Raw genomic sequence first — 17,601 nt, forward strand, 5'->3', positions numbered from 1 at the left:
GCTGGACCCATGTCTGCTTCGTACTCGGTCCCCCAAAAACGTAAACTCGTCACCGCCCTGCCGGGCCCCAAGTCCATTGAACTGCAGGAACGCCGGGTCAACTCGGTGTCCCGCGGAGCCGGCACGCTCGTCAACATCTACATGGACCACGGAGCCGGCGCGATCCTCGTCGACGTCGACGGCAACCAGATCATCGACATGGGCTGCGGCATCGGAGTCACCACGATCGGGCACGCGAACGCCGAGGTCGCAGAGGCCGCTGCCGCGCAGGCCGCGAAGCTGACCCACACCCTCTTCACCGTCACGCCGTACGAGAACTACGTCGCCGTCGCCGAGAAGCTCGCGGAGATCACCCCCGGTGACTTCCCGAAGAAGTCGATCCTGGTCAACACCGGTGCCGAGGCCGTCGAGAACGCGGTCAAGATCGCCCGCAAGTTCACCGGGCGCCGCGCCATCGTCGCGCTCGACCATGCCTTCCACGGCCGCACCAACCTGACCATGACGATGACGTACCGGCCCTGGCCGGAACGCGCCGGCATGGGCCCGTTCCCCGGCGAGATCTACAGCGTCCCGACGAGCTACCCGTACCGCGACGGCCTGACCGGCGAGGAAGCCGCCGAGAAGACGATCGACTACATCACGACCCACATCGGCGCCACCGAGATCGCGGCGTTCTTCGTCGAGCCGATCCAGGGCGATGGCGGCATCGTCATCCCCGCCCCCGGCTACTTCAAGCGGATCAGCGAGTTCTGCACCGAGAACGGCATCGTCTTCGTCTCCGACGAGATCCAGGCCGGCATCGCCCGCACCGGCGTCTGGTACGCGATCGAGCACCACGGCGTCGTCCCTGACCTCGTCACCACGGCAAAGGGCATCGCGGGCGGCTTCCCGCTCGCCGCCGTCACCGGTCGCGCCGACATCATGGATGCCGTCCAGCCCGGCGGCATCGGCGGGACCTTCGGCGGCAACCCGGTTTCGACCGCGGCAGCGCTCAAGGTGCTCGAGATCATCGAACGCGACGACCTGCTCGGCGAAGCCAGGCGCGTCGAGAAGGCCCTCTGGGCCCGCATCGGCGACTGGGCCGAGAAGTTCTCCGTCGTCGGCGAGGTGCGCGGCAAGGGCGCCATGTTCGGCGTCGAGCTGGTGCACCCCGGAACGACCACGCCGTACCCCGAGGCGCTCACCGCGATCCTCAAGCACGCGACCTCGCACGGCGTGATCGTGCTCGATGCCGGCAGCTGGGACTCCGTGCTGCGGATCATGCCCTCCGTCGTCATCTCCGAGGAACTCATCGACGACGCGGCATCCGTCATCGAGGAAACCCTCCGCGCCCTCTCCGGCGTGTGAACCTCGCCCGTTCCCTGGCCCGAGGGTCAGGGAACGGCGACGGTTTCGGGTTCGTGGCGCACCGGGAAGTTCACGGAAGCTGCGATGAAGCACTCCCGGGCCGCCTCGGCGTGCAGCGAGTGAGCGAGCTCCACCTGGCCGGGATCGGCCACCGTGACCCGCGGACGCAGCATAGCCTCGGTGAAGTGACCGCCGCCATCCCTCGTCTGTACCATCGTGCCGGTCGCGTCGTCGGTGTAGCCGACCACGACGACACCGTTCCGCGCGGCCACGTGCAGGTAGGACAGCATGTGGCACTGGCTCAGGGCCGCGAGCAGTAGTTCCTCGGGGTTCCAGCGGTCGGCATCACCGTGGAACGTTCGGTCAGACGACCCCTCGAGCGGATGCTTGCCCTCCGCCGAAACCACATGGTCGCGACCGTACGCCCGGTAGTCGCTCGTTCCCGTTCCGCGGTTGCCCGTCCAGGCCACCCGCACGTCGTAGTGGTGCTCGATTTTCATTCCCCGATTCTCTCAGGGCGCTACCCCAACCGGGAAACGACACTGGGTAAACTGGACGCATCATGACTGACACGCTGACGCCCTCGACCCCCACGTCCACTGCTCCCTCGGTCACGCAGGAGCGACGCATCGTCACGGCCGTCCCGGGCCCGCTTTCGGTCGAACTGCAGAAGCGCCGCCTCGCGACGGTGTCCGGCGGCGTCGGCTCCGCTCTCCCGGTGTACATCGTGAAGGCCCACGGTGCCATCGTCGTCGACGTCGACGGCAACCAGTTCATCGACCTCGGCGCCGGCATCGGCGTCACGACGATCGGCCACACCGAGGCGAGCGTCGTCGCCGCCGCGGTCGGGCAGGCAGAGGACTTCATCCACACCCTCTTCACGGTCACGCCGTACGAGGAATACGTGCGCGTCTGCGAGCTCCTCGCCGAGCACACCCCTGGTGATTTCGCCAAGAAGTCGGTGCTGATCAACTCGGGTGCAGAAGCCGTGGAGAACGGCGTGAAGATCGCCCGCAAGTTCACCGGCCGCCGCGCCGTCGCCGTGCTCGACCACGCGTACCACGGCCGCACCGTGCTCACGATGGCGATGAACTACAAGGCCATGCCGTATGCGACCGGCTACGGCCCGCTCGCGAGCGACGTCTACCACGTGCCGAGCTCCTACCCCTATCACGACGGCCTCAGCGGGGCGGATGCCGCGGCACGCACGATCGCCTACCTCGACAAGGTCATCGGCGCGTCCGACCTGGCCTGCCTCGTGGTCGAACCGATCCAGGGCGAAGGCGGCTTCATGGTCGCCGCAGAGGGGTACTTCACCGCCCTGCAGGAGTGGTGCACCGCCAACGGCGTCGTCATGATCGCCGACGAGATCCAGAGCGGCATGGCCCGCACCGGCGCATACTACGCGAGCGAGCACTTCGGCTGGGTCCCCGACCTCGTACTGACGGCCAAGGGCATCGCCGGCGGCTTCCCCCTCGCGGCGGTCACGGGACGCGCCGAGATCATGGACGCTTCCCAGACCGGCGGCCTCGGCGGCACCTTCGGCGGCAACCCGGTCTCCTGCGCGGCCGCGATCGCCGTCTTCCAGGCCATCGAAGCGAACAACCTCCTCGCGGAGGGACAGCGGATCGAGAAGACCCTTCGTGCGGGCCTCGGGAAGCTGCAGGACAAGTACGACATCATCGGGGACATCCGTGGTCGTGGCGCGATGATCGCGATCGAGCTCGTGCAGCCGGGCACCGGGGCGACGACCAAGGTCGCCAACGCCGCCGCGGTCAACTCGATCTCCGCATACGCCGCCCAGCACGGCGTTCTGCTGCTGACAGCAGGCACCTACGGCAACGTGCTCCGCTTCCTGCCGAGTCTCGCCGTCACCGACGTCCTGCTCCTCGATGCCCTCTCGGTCATCGACGACGCGATCGCCGCGCTCTAGTGTCGTTCGCGGACACAATCGGGCACACCCAGCTCCCGCACCCCGTGCAGACCTTCGCCGTGACGGATGCCGTCGAACTCGCCGTCGTCGAACGCAGCGGCTTCGTCGAATCGAGGCACGCCGGTTCCGCCGTCGTGCTCACGGCTGAGGGCGCCGTGCTCCGCTCCCTCGGCGACGTGACGAGTCCGGTCTTCCCTCGCTCATCGATGAAGCCGTTCCAGGCCGTCGCCGTGATGGCGAGCGGCGTCACCCTGCGCGGCGAGGACGCCGCGATCGCGACGGCGAGCCACACCGGCACCCAGCGGCACGCCGACCTCGTGCGCGGCCTGCTCTCCCGGGCCGGAATCCCGGAGACCGCGCTCGCCTGCCCGCCGGCCTGGCCGATCGACCACGCCACCCGCGACGCGCTCGTGCGCCTCGGCGCCGGCCAGGCCCCCATCTACATGGAGTGCTCGGGCAAGCACGCGGCGATGCTCGTGGCGTGCGTGCAGAACGAGTGGCCGCTGACCGGCTATCTCGAGCCGGAGCATCCGCTGCAGAAACGCATTCTCGATGTCGTCGAACGCTTCACCGGCGAACGCCCGGCCGCCTCGGGTGTCGACGGCTGCGGCGCGCCCGTGCACGCGCTCTCCCTCGCCGGGCTGGCGCGCGGTATCGGCCGGATCGCCTCGTCCAAGTCGAACTCGCCGTTCGCGATCTACCGCGAAGCCGGCTTCCTCTCCGAGGCCGTTCGCCAGAACGGCTGGGTCGTCGCGGGCCCCGGCAAGTCGGACACCCTCGTGATCGATCGGCTCGGCCTGTTCGTGAAGGGCGGCGCTGAAGGCATCATGGTCGCGGCCGCCCCGAACGGAACGACGGTCGCCCTCAAGATCCTGGACGGCAGCCTGCGCGCGGCGACGCTCGTGGCTCTCAACCTGCTCGCCGACGCCGGCGCGATCGCACACACGGATGTCGAGGCGCTGCTTCCCGACCTCGGCCTCGCCGTGTACGGCGGCGGCCACCCGGTCGGGCGCATTCACGCGAGCTACCGCTGACGACTCACCCACTACCCCTGCCGGGCGAGCCGTTTCGCCCGTGCCGCGGAGGACACCTGCGCGGTGACGACGACGACGAGCGCGAAGATGAAGACGGCGGAGGCGATCACGTTCGCCTCGGCCGGGATGCCGCGGGCCGCTGAGATGTAGATGTACTTCGGGAAGGTCGTCACCGCGCCCGAGTTGAAGTTCGTGATGATGAAGTCGTCGAAGCTCAGCGCAAAGGACAGCAGGGCGGCGGCGAGGATGCCGGGGACCAGCAGCGGGAGCGTCACCCTGAGGAAGACCTGGGTCGACGAGCCGTAGAGGTCCCGCCCGGCCTCCTCGAGCGCGGGGTCGAGGCTCGCGACGCGGGCCTTGACGGTCACGACGACGAAGCTGATGCAGAACATCGTGTGCGCGAGGATGATCGTGGTCATGTCCTTGGCTACGCCGAGCGACAGGAACTGCGCGGCGAGTCCCGCGCCGAGCACGACCTCGGGGGTGGCCATCGGCAGGAACAGCAGGAGACTCGTCGCCGAGCGGAACCGGAACCGGTAGCGCACGATGGCGATCGCGATCATGGTGCCCATCACGGTCGCAAGCACGGTCGCGACCGAGCCGATCACGAGGCTGTTTCCGAACGCCTCGCAGACCGCGCCGTTCTGCACGGCGCAGACGTTGAGCCACTTGTCGAAGGTGAACCCGCGCCAGGTGATGTTCGACTTCAGCGAATCGTTGAACGAGAAGACGAACGTGTAGGCGATCGGAACCATCAGGAACAGCAGGGCGAGGGCGGAGTAGACCGGCAGCAGCCATCTGCCGAGGGAGATCTTCACAGCAGTTCCTCCGTGCCCGCGCGCTTGACGTAGATTCCGACGATCACGAGAATCACGCTCATCAGGATGATCGAGAGCGCCGCGGCCGCCGGGTAGTTCAACAGGACCAGGAAGTTGGCCTCGATCACGTTGCCGATCATCTGGCTGTCCGGTCCGCCCAGGAAGTCGCGACTCGCGTTGACATAGTCGCCGGCGGCGGGGATGAAGGTCAGCAGGGTGCCCGCGACGATCCCTGGCATCGACAATGGAATCGTCACCTTGCGGAACACCTCGAACGGGTGCGCGTACAGGTCGCTCGCCGCCTCGAGGTAGCGCAGGTCGAGCCGCTCCAGAGTCGTGTAGAGCGGAAGTGTCATGAACGGGATGAAATTGTAGGTCAACCCGAAGATGACGGCGATCGGGGTCCCGGTGAGGTGGGCATCCGGTGCCAGCAGCGAGACGGCCTTGAGGCTTGTCACGACGAAGGACTCGTCGGAGAGGAGCTGCTTCCAGGCCAGGGTGCGCAGCAGGAAGCTGATGAAGAACGGGGCGATCACGAGCACGAGCATCAGGCTCTGCAGCAGCGGCCAGCGCCGCGCGGTCACACCGATGAAGTACGCGAGCGGGTAGCTGAACAGCAGGGCGAGCACCGTCGCGGCGAGGGCGAAGGCGAAGGACCGCACGATGTGCGGCCAGTAATCGGTGACGACGTCTACGTAGTTCTGCCAGTTGAACGCGTAGGTGTACTGGCCGATGTCCCCGAATTCCGCAGGGGCCTGGAACGAGGTGATCAGGAGCGAGACGAGCGGGGTCAGGAAGAACAGAACGAGATAGAGGATGCCGGGCAACAGCAACAGGATGGCGACCCGGCTGCGTCGCCGCGGGGCCGGGTCTGCCTGCGCAGTCGTGGTGGCGAAGGCCGCGAACGCCACTAGGCCTCCTCGAGCTCCGTGACGAGGGACTCGCGGCGCTGCGCCGCGATGCTCCGGGTGTCGGTGTCCGCGGCGAACCGGGGCCCGGCTCCCGGAACGGGTTCGTCTTCGAGGCCGAAGCCGTGCTCGACGTGCCAGTCGAGCCAGACCTCGTCGCCGACATCCGCCACCGGGCCGAAGGCCATGTTCTGGGCGAAGACGATCAGGGTGCCGATGTACGGCACGGCGACGAGATACTGGGTGCTCACGCCGCTGAATGACACGTCGATCACCCGGCCGGGACCCATGACATTGCGGTCGGCGGCCTCGACGGGCGCCTTGCGATGCAGCCACATCTTCTCCGGCCGGACGCCGATCGTGACCTCGCCGGCGTGGCGGTGCGCCCGGTCGGCGGGGACCAGTACCCGGTGCCCGGCGATGTCGACGGTGATCGAGGTGCTCGTGCTGCCGATGACGGGCCCGGTGAAGAGGTTCGACTGGCCGAGGAAGTTCGCGACGAACGCCGTCTTCGGCAGCTCGTAGAGCAGCTCGGGCGCACCCATCTGTTCGATCCGGCCCTTGTTCATCACCGCGATGGTGTCGGCCATGGTCATGGCCTCCTCCTGGTCGTGGGTGACATGCAGGAAGGTGAGGCCGACTTCCTCCTGGATGGTTTTGAGTTCGAGCTGCATCTGGCGGCGCAGCTTGAGGTCGAGGGCCCCGAGCGGTTCGTCGAGCAACAGGAGTGCCGGCTTGTTCACGATCGCCCTGGCGAGGGCGACCCGCTGCTGCTGCCCGCCGGACAGCTGCTGTGGCTTGCGCGCGGCGAGGTGGTCGAGCTCGACGAGCCGGAGCGCCTCGTGCGCCTTGCCGACCGGGTCGGCGATCTTCCGGCGGCGGAGTCCGAAGGCGACGTTTTCGAGGACCGTCATGTGCGGGAAGAGCGCATAGCTCTGGAACACCGTGTTGACCGGGCGCTGGAAGGCCTTCTGCTGCGTGACATCCGCCCCGCCGATCAGGATGCTGCCGGCGGTCGGCTCCTCGAGGCCGGCGACGAGCCGGAGCGTCGTGGTCTTGCCACAGCCGGACGGGCCGAGCAGGGCGAAGAAGGAGCCGGCCGGGATCGAGAGATCGAGGTGTTCGATGGCCGTGAAGCCGGGGAAACGCTTCTGGATTCCGACCAGTTCGAGGTCGGCACCCGAATCGGCGAAGGTGCCGGATGCCACCCTAGGCTCCCAGCAGGATCGACTGGAAGTCGGCGCCGTACTTCTGTTCCTCTGTCCCGTCGAGGGTGCGGAACACGTGCGCCTTCGCGAGGGTCGAGGCGTCAGGGAAGATCAGCTGGTTGTTCGCGAGCTCGGGGTCGATCGCCATCGCGGCTTCCTTCGCACCGGCGACGGGGGTGATGTAGTTCACGTACGCGGCGACCTCTGCGGCGACCTCTGGCTCGTAGTAGTAGTTGATCAGCTTTTCGACGTTCTTCTTGCGCGGGGACCCGATCGGAACGATGAAGTTGTCGTTCCAGAGCGTTCCGCCCTTCTCGGGCACGGCGAAGCCCCACTTGTCGCCGTTTTCGGCGTTGAGCTGCACGATGTCGCCCGACCAGACGATGGCGGCGAGGGTGTCCTCGTTGACGAGGTCTTCCTTGTAGGAGTTGCCCTTGATGTTGCGGACCTGGCCGTTGGCGACCTGCTTCTTGAACTCGTCGATCGCGGCGCCGAATTCGGAGTCGCCCCACTTCCCGGAGATATCGACGCCCTGGTCGAGCATGATCAGGCCCATCGTGTCCCGCATCTCGGAGAGGACGCCGATGCGGCCCTTGAGGCTCGGGTCCCACAGCTCGGAGACCGAGGTGAAGCCGTTGGGGAGCTTTTCCTTGTTCCAGGCGATCCCGGCGAAGCCGCCCTGCCACGGCACGCTCATCGCGCGACCCGGGTCGAAGTCGACGTCCTTGAGGGACGGGAGCAGGTTGCTCAGGTTGGGGATGTTCGCGTGGTCGAGGCCCTGGGTGTAACCGAAGCGGATCAGCCGGCCCACCATCCAGTCGGTGAGGCACGCGACATCGGCGCCGATGTCTTTGCCGAGGGCGAGTTGGTCCTTGACCTTGCCGTAGTAGGTGTTGTTGTCGTCGACGGCTTCCGTGTACGCGACCTTGATGCCGGTTTCGGCGGTGAACGCCGCAAGCGTGGGGTAGCTGCCGGCGTCGTCTACATCGATGTAGAGCGCCCAGTTGTCCCAGCGGATGGTTTTGTCCGAATCGGAGACGTCGGCGGCCGCGGAGGGCTTGGCCGCTCCACCGGTGGAGCACGCCGCAAGGGCGAGGGCCGCGGCCCCGGCGCCCGCTCCGGCGAGCAGGGTGCGACGACCCAGGGTGGCCTGCTGGGCCTGGCGGACGAGCTGGCGGATCATCGGGTCGGCGGGCAACGGCCTCGGCATCATGTCTGGGGTCTCCTTGCGTTTCAGCGAGCGAACACCCACACGACGACGGGTGAGTTGCTAGATACTCGCACAGCGCGGGCCGTTAGTCACGGCTGAGTGACCAAATCATCGATTACGTAACGCACTTGTCACGAAATCAGTGGTCTCGGCGTCGTTTGACACTCGAAATGGGCGCTTGCGCTGGTCGGGTGGCGCCCGAGGCCCGACCGGAATCACGCCGCACCGAAGGCCACCCTGCTGAGGTCGCCTTCGGGCGACAGGGACCAGAGATGGCCGCGGCCGGGTGCCAGGGGTGGCGGGAGATCCCGCCTGCGGGTCAGCATGCGGTAATCGGCGAGGGTGCAGCCGTCGAAGACGATGGGTGAATGAACCCGAAGCGCGGCCAGGAGCGACCAGTTGGCCTGCCAGGTCTCGGGATCCCCGATGAAGACGGTCGCCGCGCCATGCCGGGCCAGGACTGCCTCCGGTTTCGCGGCACCGGCACCGGCGGTCAGCTCCACAACGTCCGGGTGCGCGGCATCCGCTCGAAGGTGAGCGGCGGAGCGGGCCGGGGACCCGCTCACGTGGATGATCGATGTGCCCGCTGCGAGAGCGAGTACGGTCGCGGTCGGGCGCGCGTCAGGGCCGGGGACTGCGCGGTCCGGTCTGCCGGCGACCGGGGATGCAGCCGTGTGCGGGACAGGAGATTGTGGAGCGAGCACCTGGATGCGCCGGCCACGCCAGTGTCCGCCGCCGGGAGGGAGGGTTGGGTCGAACTGGGCCGCCTGTCCCCCTGCGGCGAGGTGTTCGGCCCGGTCGGGCAGGCGCAGCAACAGGTGTTCCTGGCACAGCGCCGCCAGGTTCTGAAGCGGCCCGGTGAGGCGTTGCGCCGTGACCACGACGCGCAGTCCGACCGGCAGTCCGTCGCGAAGCAGGCTCGCGAGGCATTCGAGCGCCGCCTGCCGGTGGTCGGGCTCCCAGCGGGCGCAGACCGAATCGAAATCGTCGAGGAACAGGAGCCTCGAGCGGGCGCGGCGGTCCGGGCCTGCACCGGCCTGAGCGGTGCGAACCCGGCCCGCGCCTCCCCGGTCGATCCAGCGGCGCGCCTCGGTGAGGGCGTCCCAGACCGCTTCGACGTCGGGATTCGGCCAACCGACCCACGAGTGCGCGGCGCGTGCCTGGGACGCGAAAACGGCGAGCACCGAGGTCTTGCCGCTGCGCGCTCCGCCGAGGACGAACATGTTGCCGTCCCCTGGACCATACCGGGCCACGCCGTACCGTTGCCGGTCCGGCTCGTCGACCAGTCCGAAGCGGAATTCCGGTTCGCCGCCCGGGGTCCTGTCCGGCGCATGGACCTCCGAATCGGGCCTGCCGAGGTCCGGAAGCCCCTCGAGGTCGGCGAGGGCCACCACGGCGGGGAGCGGATCGAGCCACGGTCGGCGAGGGTGCCGGGGCAGCACGACTCCTCCGTCCCTGGCTGAGCCCGCGACCGCAGCCAGGGCCTCGATCTCCGCGCCCGAGGTGACGGCGACCTGGCAGGCCTCTGGGCCGCCATCCCCCAGCGCGATCAGGCAGCGACCGGGAACGGCGGCGGCGATGGCGGCCGCGGCATCCGTCCCGAGCACCGCCTGGCTGTCCGCCGCGTTGTTGACGCGCAGGGAGATCCGGAGCGTGCAGTTGGCGAGCAGCGCGTCCCGCACAACTCCGGCGGGGCGCTGCGTGCACAGCACGAGGTGCACACCGAGCGAGCGTCCCCTGGCCGCAATATCGACGAAGAGCGCGTGCAGTTCCGGAAACGACGCGAGCATGGTCGCGAACTCGTCGACGACGATCACGAGCCGCGGCAACGCGGGCCTCTCCGGCGACGCCGGCCCGCCGAGCGAACGCCATTCGGCGAGGTCCCTCGCCCCCGCCGCGGCGAGCACCCGCTCGCGGTGACGAAGCTCCGCTGCGAGGCTCGCGAGGGCGCGCTCCGCCCGGTGCCCGTCGAAGTCGGTGACCAGCCCGACACAGTGCGGGAGAACAGCGAGCGGGCGGAACGCGGCACCGCCCTTGAAGTCGATGAGCAGGAAGGTGACCTCGTCCGGCGAGCGATCCGCGGCGATCTGGCTGACCCAGCTAACCAGCAGTTCGCTCTTGCCGCTCCCGGTGGTGCCGCCGACAACGGCGTGCGGACCCTGGCCGACGAGGTCGAGCGTGACCGGCCCGTCGGCGCCGATACCGATCGCGCACGCGAGACCGCCCCGGTCCGCCGCCACCGCGGCGAGCGGATGCCCGGTGATCGCGGCCAGCTCGGCGCGCGTCACCCGGGCGGGCAGCGAACGATGCCCACCGAGAAGACCCGCCGTTGCCGCACGCTCTCGGAGCAGCCGGGCGAAGCCGATCGCCTGTTCCCTCGTGACGAACTCCGGCCGGAAGTCCGGGCGCTGGGACGACCCCCGACGAGACCCCTGACCCGCGGAGCTCCCCGGGCTCCCGGGGATCCCCGGGTGCTCGGATTCCGCAAGGAAGAGCACCTCGGCCTTGGTTGCACTGTGAAGACGCACGACCGTCGCGCAACCGGGCGGCACGTCGACGAGGTCCGTGGCCAGCAGCAGCCACGGCACCCGCCGGTGTCCCTGTCGCGGTTCGACGGTGGGAGCGTGGTTGCCTGCGACCGGCATGTCGGTGAACCGAAGCAGCACGACCTTCCGGGCTGCCTCCCCGGGGCCTCTGCGGTCCGCGGGCCCAACGGTCTCCGCGGGACCCGCGTCTGCCACGCCGCCCGCCCGGGTCGTGTGCGGCAGGGCCCCTGTCCACGCCCAGTCGTCGTCCGGTTGATCCGAAACGACCGGTTCCAGGGCGAAACGGTCGGGTGCCAGGGCGAATGCGAGCTGCACGAGCAGCGCCCGGGCGAACGCGCGCACGAGGGCGGTGGGCCCGACGAGCGCGACGCCGCCAGAGGCATCCGCTGTGACGGGTGCGTCCAGGAGCGTGGCGGCCCAGGCTCGCAGCTCCCGCTCCGAGCCGGTTCCCTCGAGACGGATACCGCTCGCCGTGCTACCCGATCCCAGCACCACGGGTACTGCGCCCCCGGCCCGGGATCTCCAGCGGGATGCCCGGTCCGGCGTCTCGAGGAGCTGCGCCGCCGACGAGGTCTCCTGCCAGCGCCGCAGCCGCAGCTCGATGTGGCGCTCGGTGACCGCGTTCCGCAGCTCGGCGAGAGCCGCGGAGTGCGCGGCGGCATCGCGGCGGCGGGTGCGGCGTGCGGCTCGGCGCCCGTCGACCACGCTCGCCACGGCGATCACCGGGCCGAGCACGGCGAACACCAGCACGAACGCTGAACCGGTCACGAGCCAGATCACGCCGGCCGCCACGAGGGGTGCCAGCGAGGCGATCAGGGGAAACGCGGCGGGAACGGGTTCCGTCGGGGACGCGGGCAGGGACAGCGTTTCGTCGGCGAGGAAGAAGTTGGTCACCCGGGTAGCAGAGCACCGGAACGAGATCAGGACAGGCGGCCGACCGCATCCGTGCACCGGGGACCGGATGGCCCGGGTGGTGAGGAGCGTCGAGGACAGGCCGGAGAGGCCGGAGAGGCCGGACTGGCCGGACGTCTCAGCTGACCTGGAAGTACTGGTCACCGATCTCGACGCGCGATCCGCGCGGCACGAGATAGCGGCGGCCGGGCTCGCACCGCACCATCGTCGCGTCGGGGCGGCGGATGATGGTGCCGTTGCCGGAGAAGCGGTCGCTGACCCAGAGCTCGCCGTCATGTTGGCCGAACTCGAGGTGGGTCTTCGACACCGACATGCCCGGATCGATGATCTGCACAAGACGGTCGAAGTGCTCGCTCGGTTGCGGCATCGGCCGGCGTCCGATCAGGCCGGTGCCGCGCACTTCGAGGTCCTCCCCTGTGCTGAACTGCAGCACGAAGGCACCGCCCGTTGTCGGGGCGCCACCGCCGGTGAGGGCGACGTGGGAACCGTGGGTGTGCGCGCCCTGTCGGGACGGACGCGTGGGGGTAACGGGGTGCAGGCGACGGCCCGGCGCGAACGGCGACGACGATTCGATCTCGGCTTCCGCTTCGGCTTCGGCTTCGGCTTCGGCTTCGGCTTCGGCTTCGGGTGCCGGCACGGCGACGGGCGGGCCGGACGCCCCAGGCTCACCGAGCACGCCGGGACCGGCCGCAGCGGTGGTCACCGGAATCGAGACAACGGTCGGGCGGGGTCGCAGCGGCTGGATGATCGTCGTGTCGTTCGGACGCGGGTCGTGACGCTTGCGGGTCTTCGGGGTCGCCTTCGTAGAACTGCCGCACTCACCGCAGAACATGGCGCCCGCGCTCAGCGGTGCCCCGCAGATCAGGCAATTCACGAAACGACTCCTTCCTTTCGCCGGTCCCGGTCGGGTGTGGAAACCCGGTGCCCGCTCGGCGTGCCCCGATTCGCAGGTGGAACGGATGCCCTTCCAGCGTAGCGAGCGAACGAGCGCAGCGAAATGAGGGCTCGGAACCGGTCCCTGCGGGTGCGTCCCGCGGCGAGCGCGGACCGCAGGTCTTCGACCATTCTCCAGATCTGGTCAGCGACGCCGTCGCTCGGCCGTCCGGGCGCGAAAACAGCCCGGTCCACCGCGACCGCCGCCGCAACAGGCGGCTCCCCGCCGACCGCCTCGGCCAGTTCGAGGCGGGTCGCGCCGACCGGCACATCGATGCCGAAGTCCGCCGCGGTGTCCGCGAATTCGCGCCAGCCGCCGCGCACCCGGTCGAGCGTTGAGCCCCTCCCGCGGCGGAGCCTGCGCCGACGGGCCTTCGCGAGGATCACGACGAGGAACGGGCCGGCGATGACGAGGGCGGCGAGCAGCGTCCAACCGGTGATCGTCAGCACGGTGACGAGCAGCGCCAGCAACGGCGACAGCGGTGCCGGCGGCGTCTCCGCGGCATTCTCCGGAGCGGCGGGATCCCGCTGCTCCGTCACACTCGGGACGAGCGGCGGCACGACGGTCTGCGGTCGCGAGACGATCTGGGGCCGGTCCGGCTGCTTCTCCGGCACGTCGCGCACGGCGGGAGTGGGGTCGATCGTCACCCAGCCCTCCGTTGCCGTCTGGACCTCGATCCAGGCGGAGACGTCGGCCCCGTGCACTATCACCGGCGTTTCCGACGCGTCGGCGGCTCCGAGCGCCTGGGGGGCGAATCCCATGACGACCCTGGCCGGGAACCCCAGCCGCCGCGCCAACAGCGCGGCCGCGACGGCGTACTGTTCGGCGTCCCCGAGCATGGGCTCATCGGTGAAAAGCTGACTGATCCGGTCCAGACCGTGGCCAGACCGGCTCACCGGCTCGTCCTCACCGATGCCGTGACTCACGTAACCATTCGCCTTCAGCCCGTCCAGCATGGCCTGCAATTGCACGCCGGGCGGGTCCCCGGCGCGAACGTATCCCGCGAGCGCCCCTTCGACGGAGTCGGGTAGCGCTTCTAGGGCCGGGAGGGCGGCCGTGCCCGGCGTCAGCGTCGCGAGCGACCCGGGAACCCGTGGCACGACCGCGGTGGCCGTGTAGGTGTCGCCGGAGGCGAGTCCCCCGAGGACGGCAGCGGTCCCCGTGCCGTCGTTGTAGTAGAACGCATCGGCCCGGGCCGTCCCGGTCTCCCCGCTGAAGCGGATGCGTTCGAGTTGCCCGGTACCCGGGACCCAGACGCCCGCGTAATCGTCGATGGTCACGTCGATCGACGAGGGGTCGCCGGAGACCCCGCTCTGGTCGAGCCGGTCGGGCAGGCGGGTGAAGAAGTTCGCTGCGCCGTCGAGGGAATAGACGATTCCGTTGTAGGAATCGAGGGCCGCGAGTCGCAGCCGTCCCCCGGCCGGCAGGCCGGTCACCGACAGCATCACGGCATCGGACCGCCCGGGCTGCAGGTAACTGCGGAATTCGCTCAGCGGGCTCGGGTAATCATTCGGGTCGAAGGGCTGCTGCACGCGGGCCCGCACGACATCCCGGGGCACCTGCACAGGGAAGGCCACGGCCGCCGCGGTGCCGACCCCGATCGCGAGGGCGGCGATCAGCGCGGCCGAGAGCACCCCGCGGGCCGCGGTGAGCCGGCGACCGGCCCGCGATTCGCGGGTGCGCGCGGACTGCCGGGCACCGGAGAGGGCGAGGAGCGCCCGCCGGCGTGCCGCGCGTTGCCAGAGCAGCCAGAACAGCAGCACGACGAAGAGAGCGAGACCGGTCTCGATCGGCGCTAATCCGACGGTCGGTCCGAGGCCGATCCCGGCGACATAGAGCGCGATCGGACCGAACGCGCCGAGCTCGCCGACCCGTGCCCTGAGGGCGATCGAGAGTCCGGCGACGGTGCTCGACAGGACGAGGATGAGGGCCGGAACCAACAGGGCCTGGTACGAGCCGACCGGGAGCACGATCGTGACGAGCTCCTTCCAGCTCAGTGCGGTCGCCGCGGCGAGGTCCCCGAGCCCGGCGAGGGTCGGCAGGACGCCCCCGGTCGCCTCGCCGGGGATCGCAAGCGGCACGCCGACCAGGAAATACACCGCGATCGTGACGAGCGAGACCAGCCACGCCCGCCAGCGGAACACCGTACCGAGGATCGCGATGCCGGAACCGAGCAACGCGGTGACGACGACGAGCACCACGAATTCGCGGTTCCCGTAGACCGGCCAGAGAGTCACGGCCGCGACCATCGTCGCGAGCAGCAGCGCGGCCGTGTTCCCGACGATGAAGGCGGCGGATGCGCGGGGCTGCACTCTCCCGGTCACGCGGCAACCCCCTTGGCGAGGCTCTGCTGCAGGTCTTCGAGGAAGCCGATGGTGAGAACGCTGAGCTCGGCGACGCGCCGGAGGCTCGGCACGGACTCTGTCGCGCAGACGACGGCCACGACTTCGACCCCGCCGGGGAAATGCGTCGCCGCTGCGCGCAGCTCGGCGAGGCTCACCGTTGAGCCGTACACGAGGAAGGCGACGGAAACACCGGCGACGGCATCCGCTGCGGACTGGGCGAGCGCGCCGAGCGGCAACGCGTCCGCCGTGCGATCCACTCGGCACAGGTCGTCGAGCAGGCGGGTGATCGTCAGGGTGCTGAGCCTTTCGGCGGCGGGACGCCGCTTCGTGCCTGCCCGGTTCGGCCGGTGCTGCACCTGGTCCCGGCCGGCCGCACCCGTGCGGGCTGCGGCGGGTGCAACGGTGCTCGTGACGACGGACACCGTGCGTGCGTCGCGGATCGCCCGCACCCCGAGCGAACCGGCGACGCTCACGGCGAGTTCGAATTCCTCGTCGTCGGCGTAGTCGTCTGCGGCGAGGCTCAGTGCGACCAGAAGGTGACTGCGCCGGGACTCCTCGTACTGGCGCACCATGAGGCGGCCGGTCTTCGCGGTGCTCTTCCAGTGGATGCTGCGCCGTTCATCCCCCGGCACGTATTCGCGCAGGGCATGGAAGGACATGTCGAGGTTGGTGAGGTCACGGGTGGGGTTTCCCTCGAGGTCACGGATGAACCCTGTGCTCATGCTCGGAATCGGGAGGGTGCGCGGGTGCACGAAGAGATCGACACGTTCCGCCCAGACGAGTTCCCGGCGCACGAGGCCGACCGGGTCCGCGCGCACCGTCCGCACCGGCCCGATCGGGATGATCCCGCGCCGCACGGTCGGGACGATGAAGACGTCCTCGAAGCTTGCGCCCCTGGAGAGCCCGGGCATGGCGAACTCGGCGAGGCCGAGGCCGACGGGAACCTCGACCCCGACGCCAGGCAGCCGGCGGCCGGTCGGGTTGCGCACGATCAGTTCACCGGGAACCCGTTCCCCCACGACGACCCGGTCCACGGGAACCCTGAGCCGGATCTGGTACGCGGTCCGCCCGAACAGGAAGCCGAAGGAAGCCAGGACGAGCGCGAGTCCAGCCCAGCCGAGCACCACGAGTTCGGTCCAGCCGAGCAGGTAGCCGGTCGCGAGGGCGACGGCGGCGGATGCGAGCACGCTCCAGCCGAGGACCGTGACGACGGCAGTGGCGAGCCGCCAGGTCGTCGTCAGCAGCGCACCGGTCGCCAGGACGGCACGGACCGAGTGCACGAGCAGCACGGCGAGACGACCGTCGGCGGTGTCCTCGCCGAGGCCGTTCGGACGTGCGCCGCCCAGATCGCTCACGCGGCCTGCCGGTCTCCCGGCGGAGGCGTCTCGATCAGGATGCGCGCAACGATGCTCGAGGGTGTGACACCGTCGAACTCGGCCTCCGGATCGAGCAGGAGCCGGTGCGCGAGGACCGCCTCTGCGAGCTGCTTCACGTCGTCGGGAATGACGTAGTGCCGCCCGTTGGCCGCGGCGAGGGTCTTCGCTGTGCGGATGAGGGCAAGCGCCCCGCGCACGCTCGCGCCGAGGCGCACCTCGGTGGTCGTGCGCGTCGCGTCGACCAGGCGGGAGACGTAGTCGTTGATCGAGGGGTCGACGTGGACCGTCCTGGCGAGCGCGGCGAGTTCGACGACCGTCGCGGCAGAGACGACGGCGGGGATGACGACCGCGTGCGCACGCCGTCCGGCACCCTCGAGGATCCGGATCGTCGAGGCGTGGTCGGGATAGCCGATCGAGGCCTTCATGATGAACCGGTCGAGCTGGGCTTCTGGCAGCCGGTAGGTGCCCGCCTGCTCGATCGGGTTCTGGGTGGCGATCACCATGAACGGTTCGGCAACGGGGTGCGTCACACCGTCCGCGGTGATCTGCTCCTCCTCCATCACCTCGAGCAGCGCCGCCTGGGTCTTCGGGCTCGCGCGGTTGATCTCGTCGGCGAGCACGATGTTCGCGAACACGGGACCGCGGTGGAATTCGAAGGCGCCGTTGCGCTGGTCGTAGATGCTGACACCGGTGATGTCGCCGGGGAGCAGGTCCGGGGTGAACTGGATCCGGTTGCTGGTGCCCTGGACGCTCTGCGCGATCGCCCTGGCGAGGCTCGTCTTGCCGGTGCCAGGCACGTCTTCGAGCAGCAGGTGACCGCCGCTGAGCAGCGCGGTGAAAGCCATCCGGATGACGTGGTGCTTGCCGAGCAGCACCCGTTCGACCCCGGAGACGAGCCGTTCGAAGACCTCGGCGAATTGCGCGGCCTCCCCTGCGGTCATCGTGGCGGCGGCCGCCTGCTCGGTCGAGTTCGTCGGGGCATTCATCGGGCCGGTCCTTGGGATAGTCATCTCAGTGTCTTTCGGGTCTT

At 69.5% G+C, this 17,601-nt stretch carries 13 protein-coding genes; 3 read left to right on the forward strand and 10 right to left on the reverse strand.

Annotated elements, in window-relative coordinates; all coding sequences use genetic code 11:
- Positions 1-9 precede the first annotated feature (9 nt).
- Positions 10-1,347, forward strand: a complete 1,338-nt coding sequence (locus tag E3O50_RS15550) for an aminotransferase class III-fold pyridoxal phosphate-dependent enzyme (RefSeq protein WP_134445871.1) — start codon at positions 10-12, stop codon at positions 1,345-1,347.
- A 26-nt stretch (positions 1,348-1,373) separates the two neighbouring features.
- On the opposite strand, the gene E3O50_RS15555 is transcribed toward E3O50_RS15550, so the two are convergent.
- Positions 1,374-1,847 carry an OsmC family protein gene (locus E3O50_RS15555; RefSeq protein ID WP_134445872.1) on the reverse strand — a complete coding sequence of 158 codons (474 nt, stop codon included), beginning with the start codon at positions 1,845-1,847 and terminating at the stop codon, positions 1,374-1,376.
- Positions 1,848-1,909: 62 nt separating this feature from the next.
- On the opposite strand from E3O50_RS15555, the gene gabT reads away from it, so the two are divergent.
- Both gabT and E3O50_RS15565 read left to right on the forward strand, forming a co-directional pair.
- Positions 1,910-3,280, forward strand: a complete 1,371-nt coding sequence (gene gabT, locus E3O50_RS15560) for a 4-aminobutyrate--2-oxoglutarate transaminase (RefSeq protein ID WP_134559508.1) — start codon at positions 1,910-1,912, stop codon at positions 3,278-3,280.
- The gene (locus E3O50_RS15565; protein ID WP_241975397.1) at positions 3,280-4,314 is read left to right on the forward strand and encodes an asparaginase; all 1,035 of its coding nucleotides are present in this window, start codon (positions 3,280-3,282) and stop codon (positions 4,312-4,314) included. The genes gabT and E3O50_RS15565 overlap by 1 nt, the downstream gene beginning before the upstream one ends.
- A gap of 11 nt (positions 4,315-4,325) precedes the next feature.
- Here E3O50_RS15565 and E3O50_RS15570 read toward each other — a convergent pair whose 3' ends face one another.
- From E3O50_RS15570 to E3O50_RS15615, 9 genes are all read right to left on the reverse strand, one after another.
- The gene (locus E3O50_RS15570) at positions 4,326-5,132 is read right to left on the reverse strand and encodes an ABC transporter permease (protein ID WP_174774623.1); all 807 of its coding nucleotides are present in this window, start codon (positions 5,130-5,132) and stop codon (positions 4,326-4,328) included.
- Entirely contained in the window at positions 5,129-6,043 is a 915-nt protein-coding gene (locus E3O50_RS15575; protein ID WP_134445874.1) for an ABC transporter permease, read from the reverse strand. The genes E3O50_RS15570 and E3O50_RS15575 overlap by 4 nt, the downstream gene beginning before the upstream one ends.
- Positions 6,043-7,248: an ABC transporter ATP-binding protein gene (locus E3O50_RS15580; RefSeq protein WP_134445875.1), complete on the reverse strand. Its 1,206-nt coding sequence runs from the start codon at positions 7,246-7,248 to the stop codon at positions 6,043-6,045. Before E3O50_RS15580 ends, E3O50_RS15575 begins: the two co-directional genes overlap by 1 nt.
- A gap of 1 nt (position 7,249) precedes the next feature.
- A complete protein-coding gene (locus E3O50_RS15585) occupies positions 7,250-8,461 on the reverse strand; it encodes a spermidine/putrescine ABC transporter substrate-binding protein (protein ID WP_134559510.1) in 1,212 nt (403 codons plus the stop codon).
- Between the two features lie 212 nt (positions 8,462-8,673).
- A complete protein-coding gene (locus E3O50_RS15590) occupies positions 8,674-12,060 on the reverse strand; it encodes an FtsK/SpoIIIE domain-containing protein (protein ID WP_134559512.1) in 3,387 nt (1,128 codons plus the stop codon).
- Entirely contained in the window at positions 12,035-12,790 is a 756-nt protein-coding gene (locus E3O50_RS19205; protein WP_166790667.1) for an FHA domain-containing protein, read from the reverse strand. Before E3O50_RS19205 ends, E3O50_RS15590 begins: the two co-directional genes overlap by 26 nt.
- A complete protein-coding gene (locus tag E3O50_RS15605) occupies positions 12,787-15,174 on the reverse strand; it encodes a transglutaminase domain-containing protein (protein WP_134559518.1) in 2,388 nt (795 codons plus the stop codon). Before E3O50_RS15605 ends, E3O50_RS19205 begins: the two co-directional genes overlap by 4 nt.
- On the reverse strand, positions 15,171-16,550 hold the full coding sequence (locus E3O50_RS15610) for a DUF58 domain-containing protein (RefSeq protein WP_134559520.1): 1,380 nt from the start codon (positions 16,548-16,550) through the stop codon (positions 15,171-15,173). Before E3O50_RS15610 ends, E3O50_RS15605 begins: the two co-directional genes overlap by 4 nt.
- The gene (locus E3O50_RS15615) at positions 16,547-17,557 is read right to left on the reverse strand and encodes a MoxR family ATPase (RefSeq protein WP_241975398.1); all 1,011 of its coding nucleotides are present in this window, start codon (positions 17,555-17,557) and stop codon (positions 16,547-16,549) included. The genes E3O50_RS15610 and E3O50_RS15615 overlap by 4 nt, the downstream gene beginning before the upstream one ends.
- Positions 17,558-17,601: the final 44 nt, after the last annotated feature.

Source organism: Cryobacterium sp. MDB1-18-1 (assembly GCF_004402735.1).
Lineage (GTDB): Bacteria > Actinomycetota > Actinomycetes > Actinomycetales > Microbacteriaceae > Cryobacterium > Cryobacterium glucosi.

What these genes read in the sequence shown, in the direction of transcription:
- E3O50_RS15550 (WP_134445871.1), top strand. Translation starts at nt 10, where the DNA reads ATGTCTGCTTCGTACTCGGTCCCCCAAAAACGTAAACTCGTCACCGCC.
- E3O50_RS15555 (WP_134445872.1), bottom strand. Translation starts at nt 1,847, where the DNA reads ATGAAAATCGAGCACCACTACGACGTGCGGGTGGCCTGGACGGGCAAC.
- gabT (WP_134559508.1), top strand. Translation starts at nt 1,910, where the DNA reads ATGACTGACACGCTGACGCCCTCGACCCCCACGTCCACTGCTCCCTCG.
- E3O50_RS15585 (WP_134559510.1), bottom strand. Translation starts at nt 8,461, where the DNA reads ATGATGCCGAGGCCGTTGCCCGCCGACCCGATGATCCGCCAGCTCGTC.
- E3O50_RS15615 (WP_241975398.1), bottom strand. Translation starts at nt 17,557, where the DNA reads ATGAATGCCCCGACGAACTCGACCGAGCAGGCGGCCGCCGCCACGATG.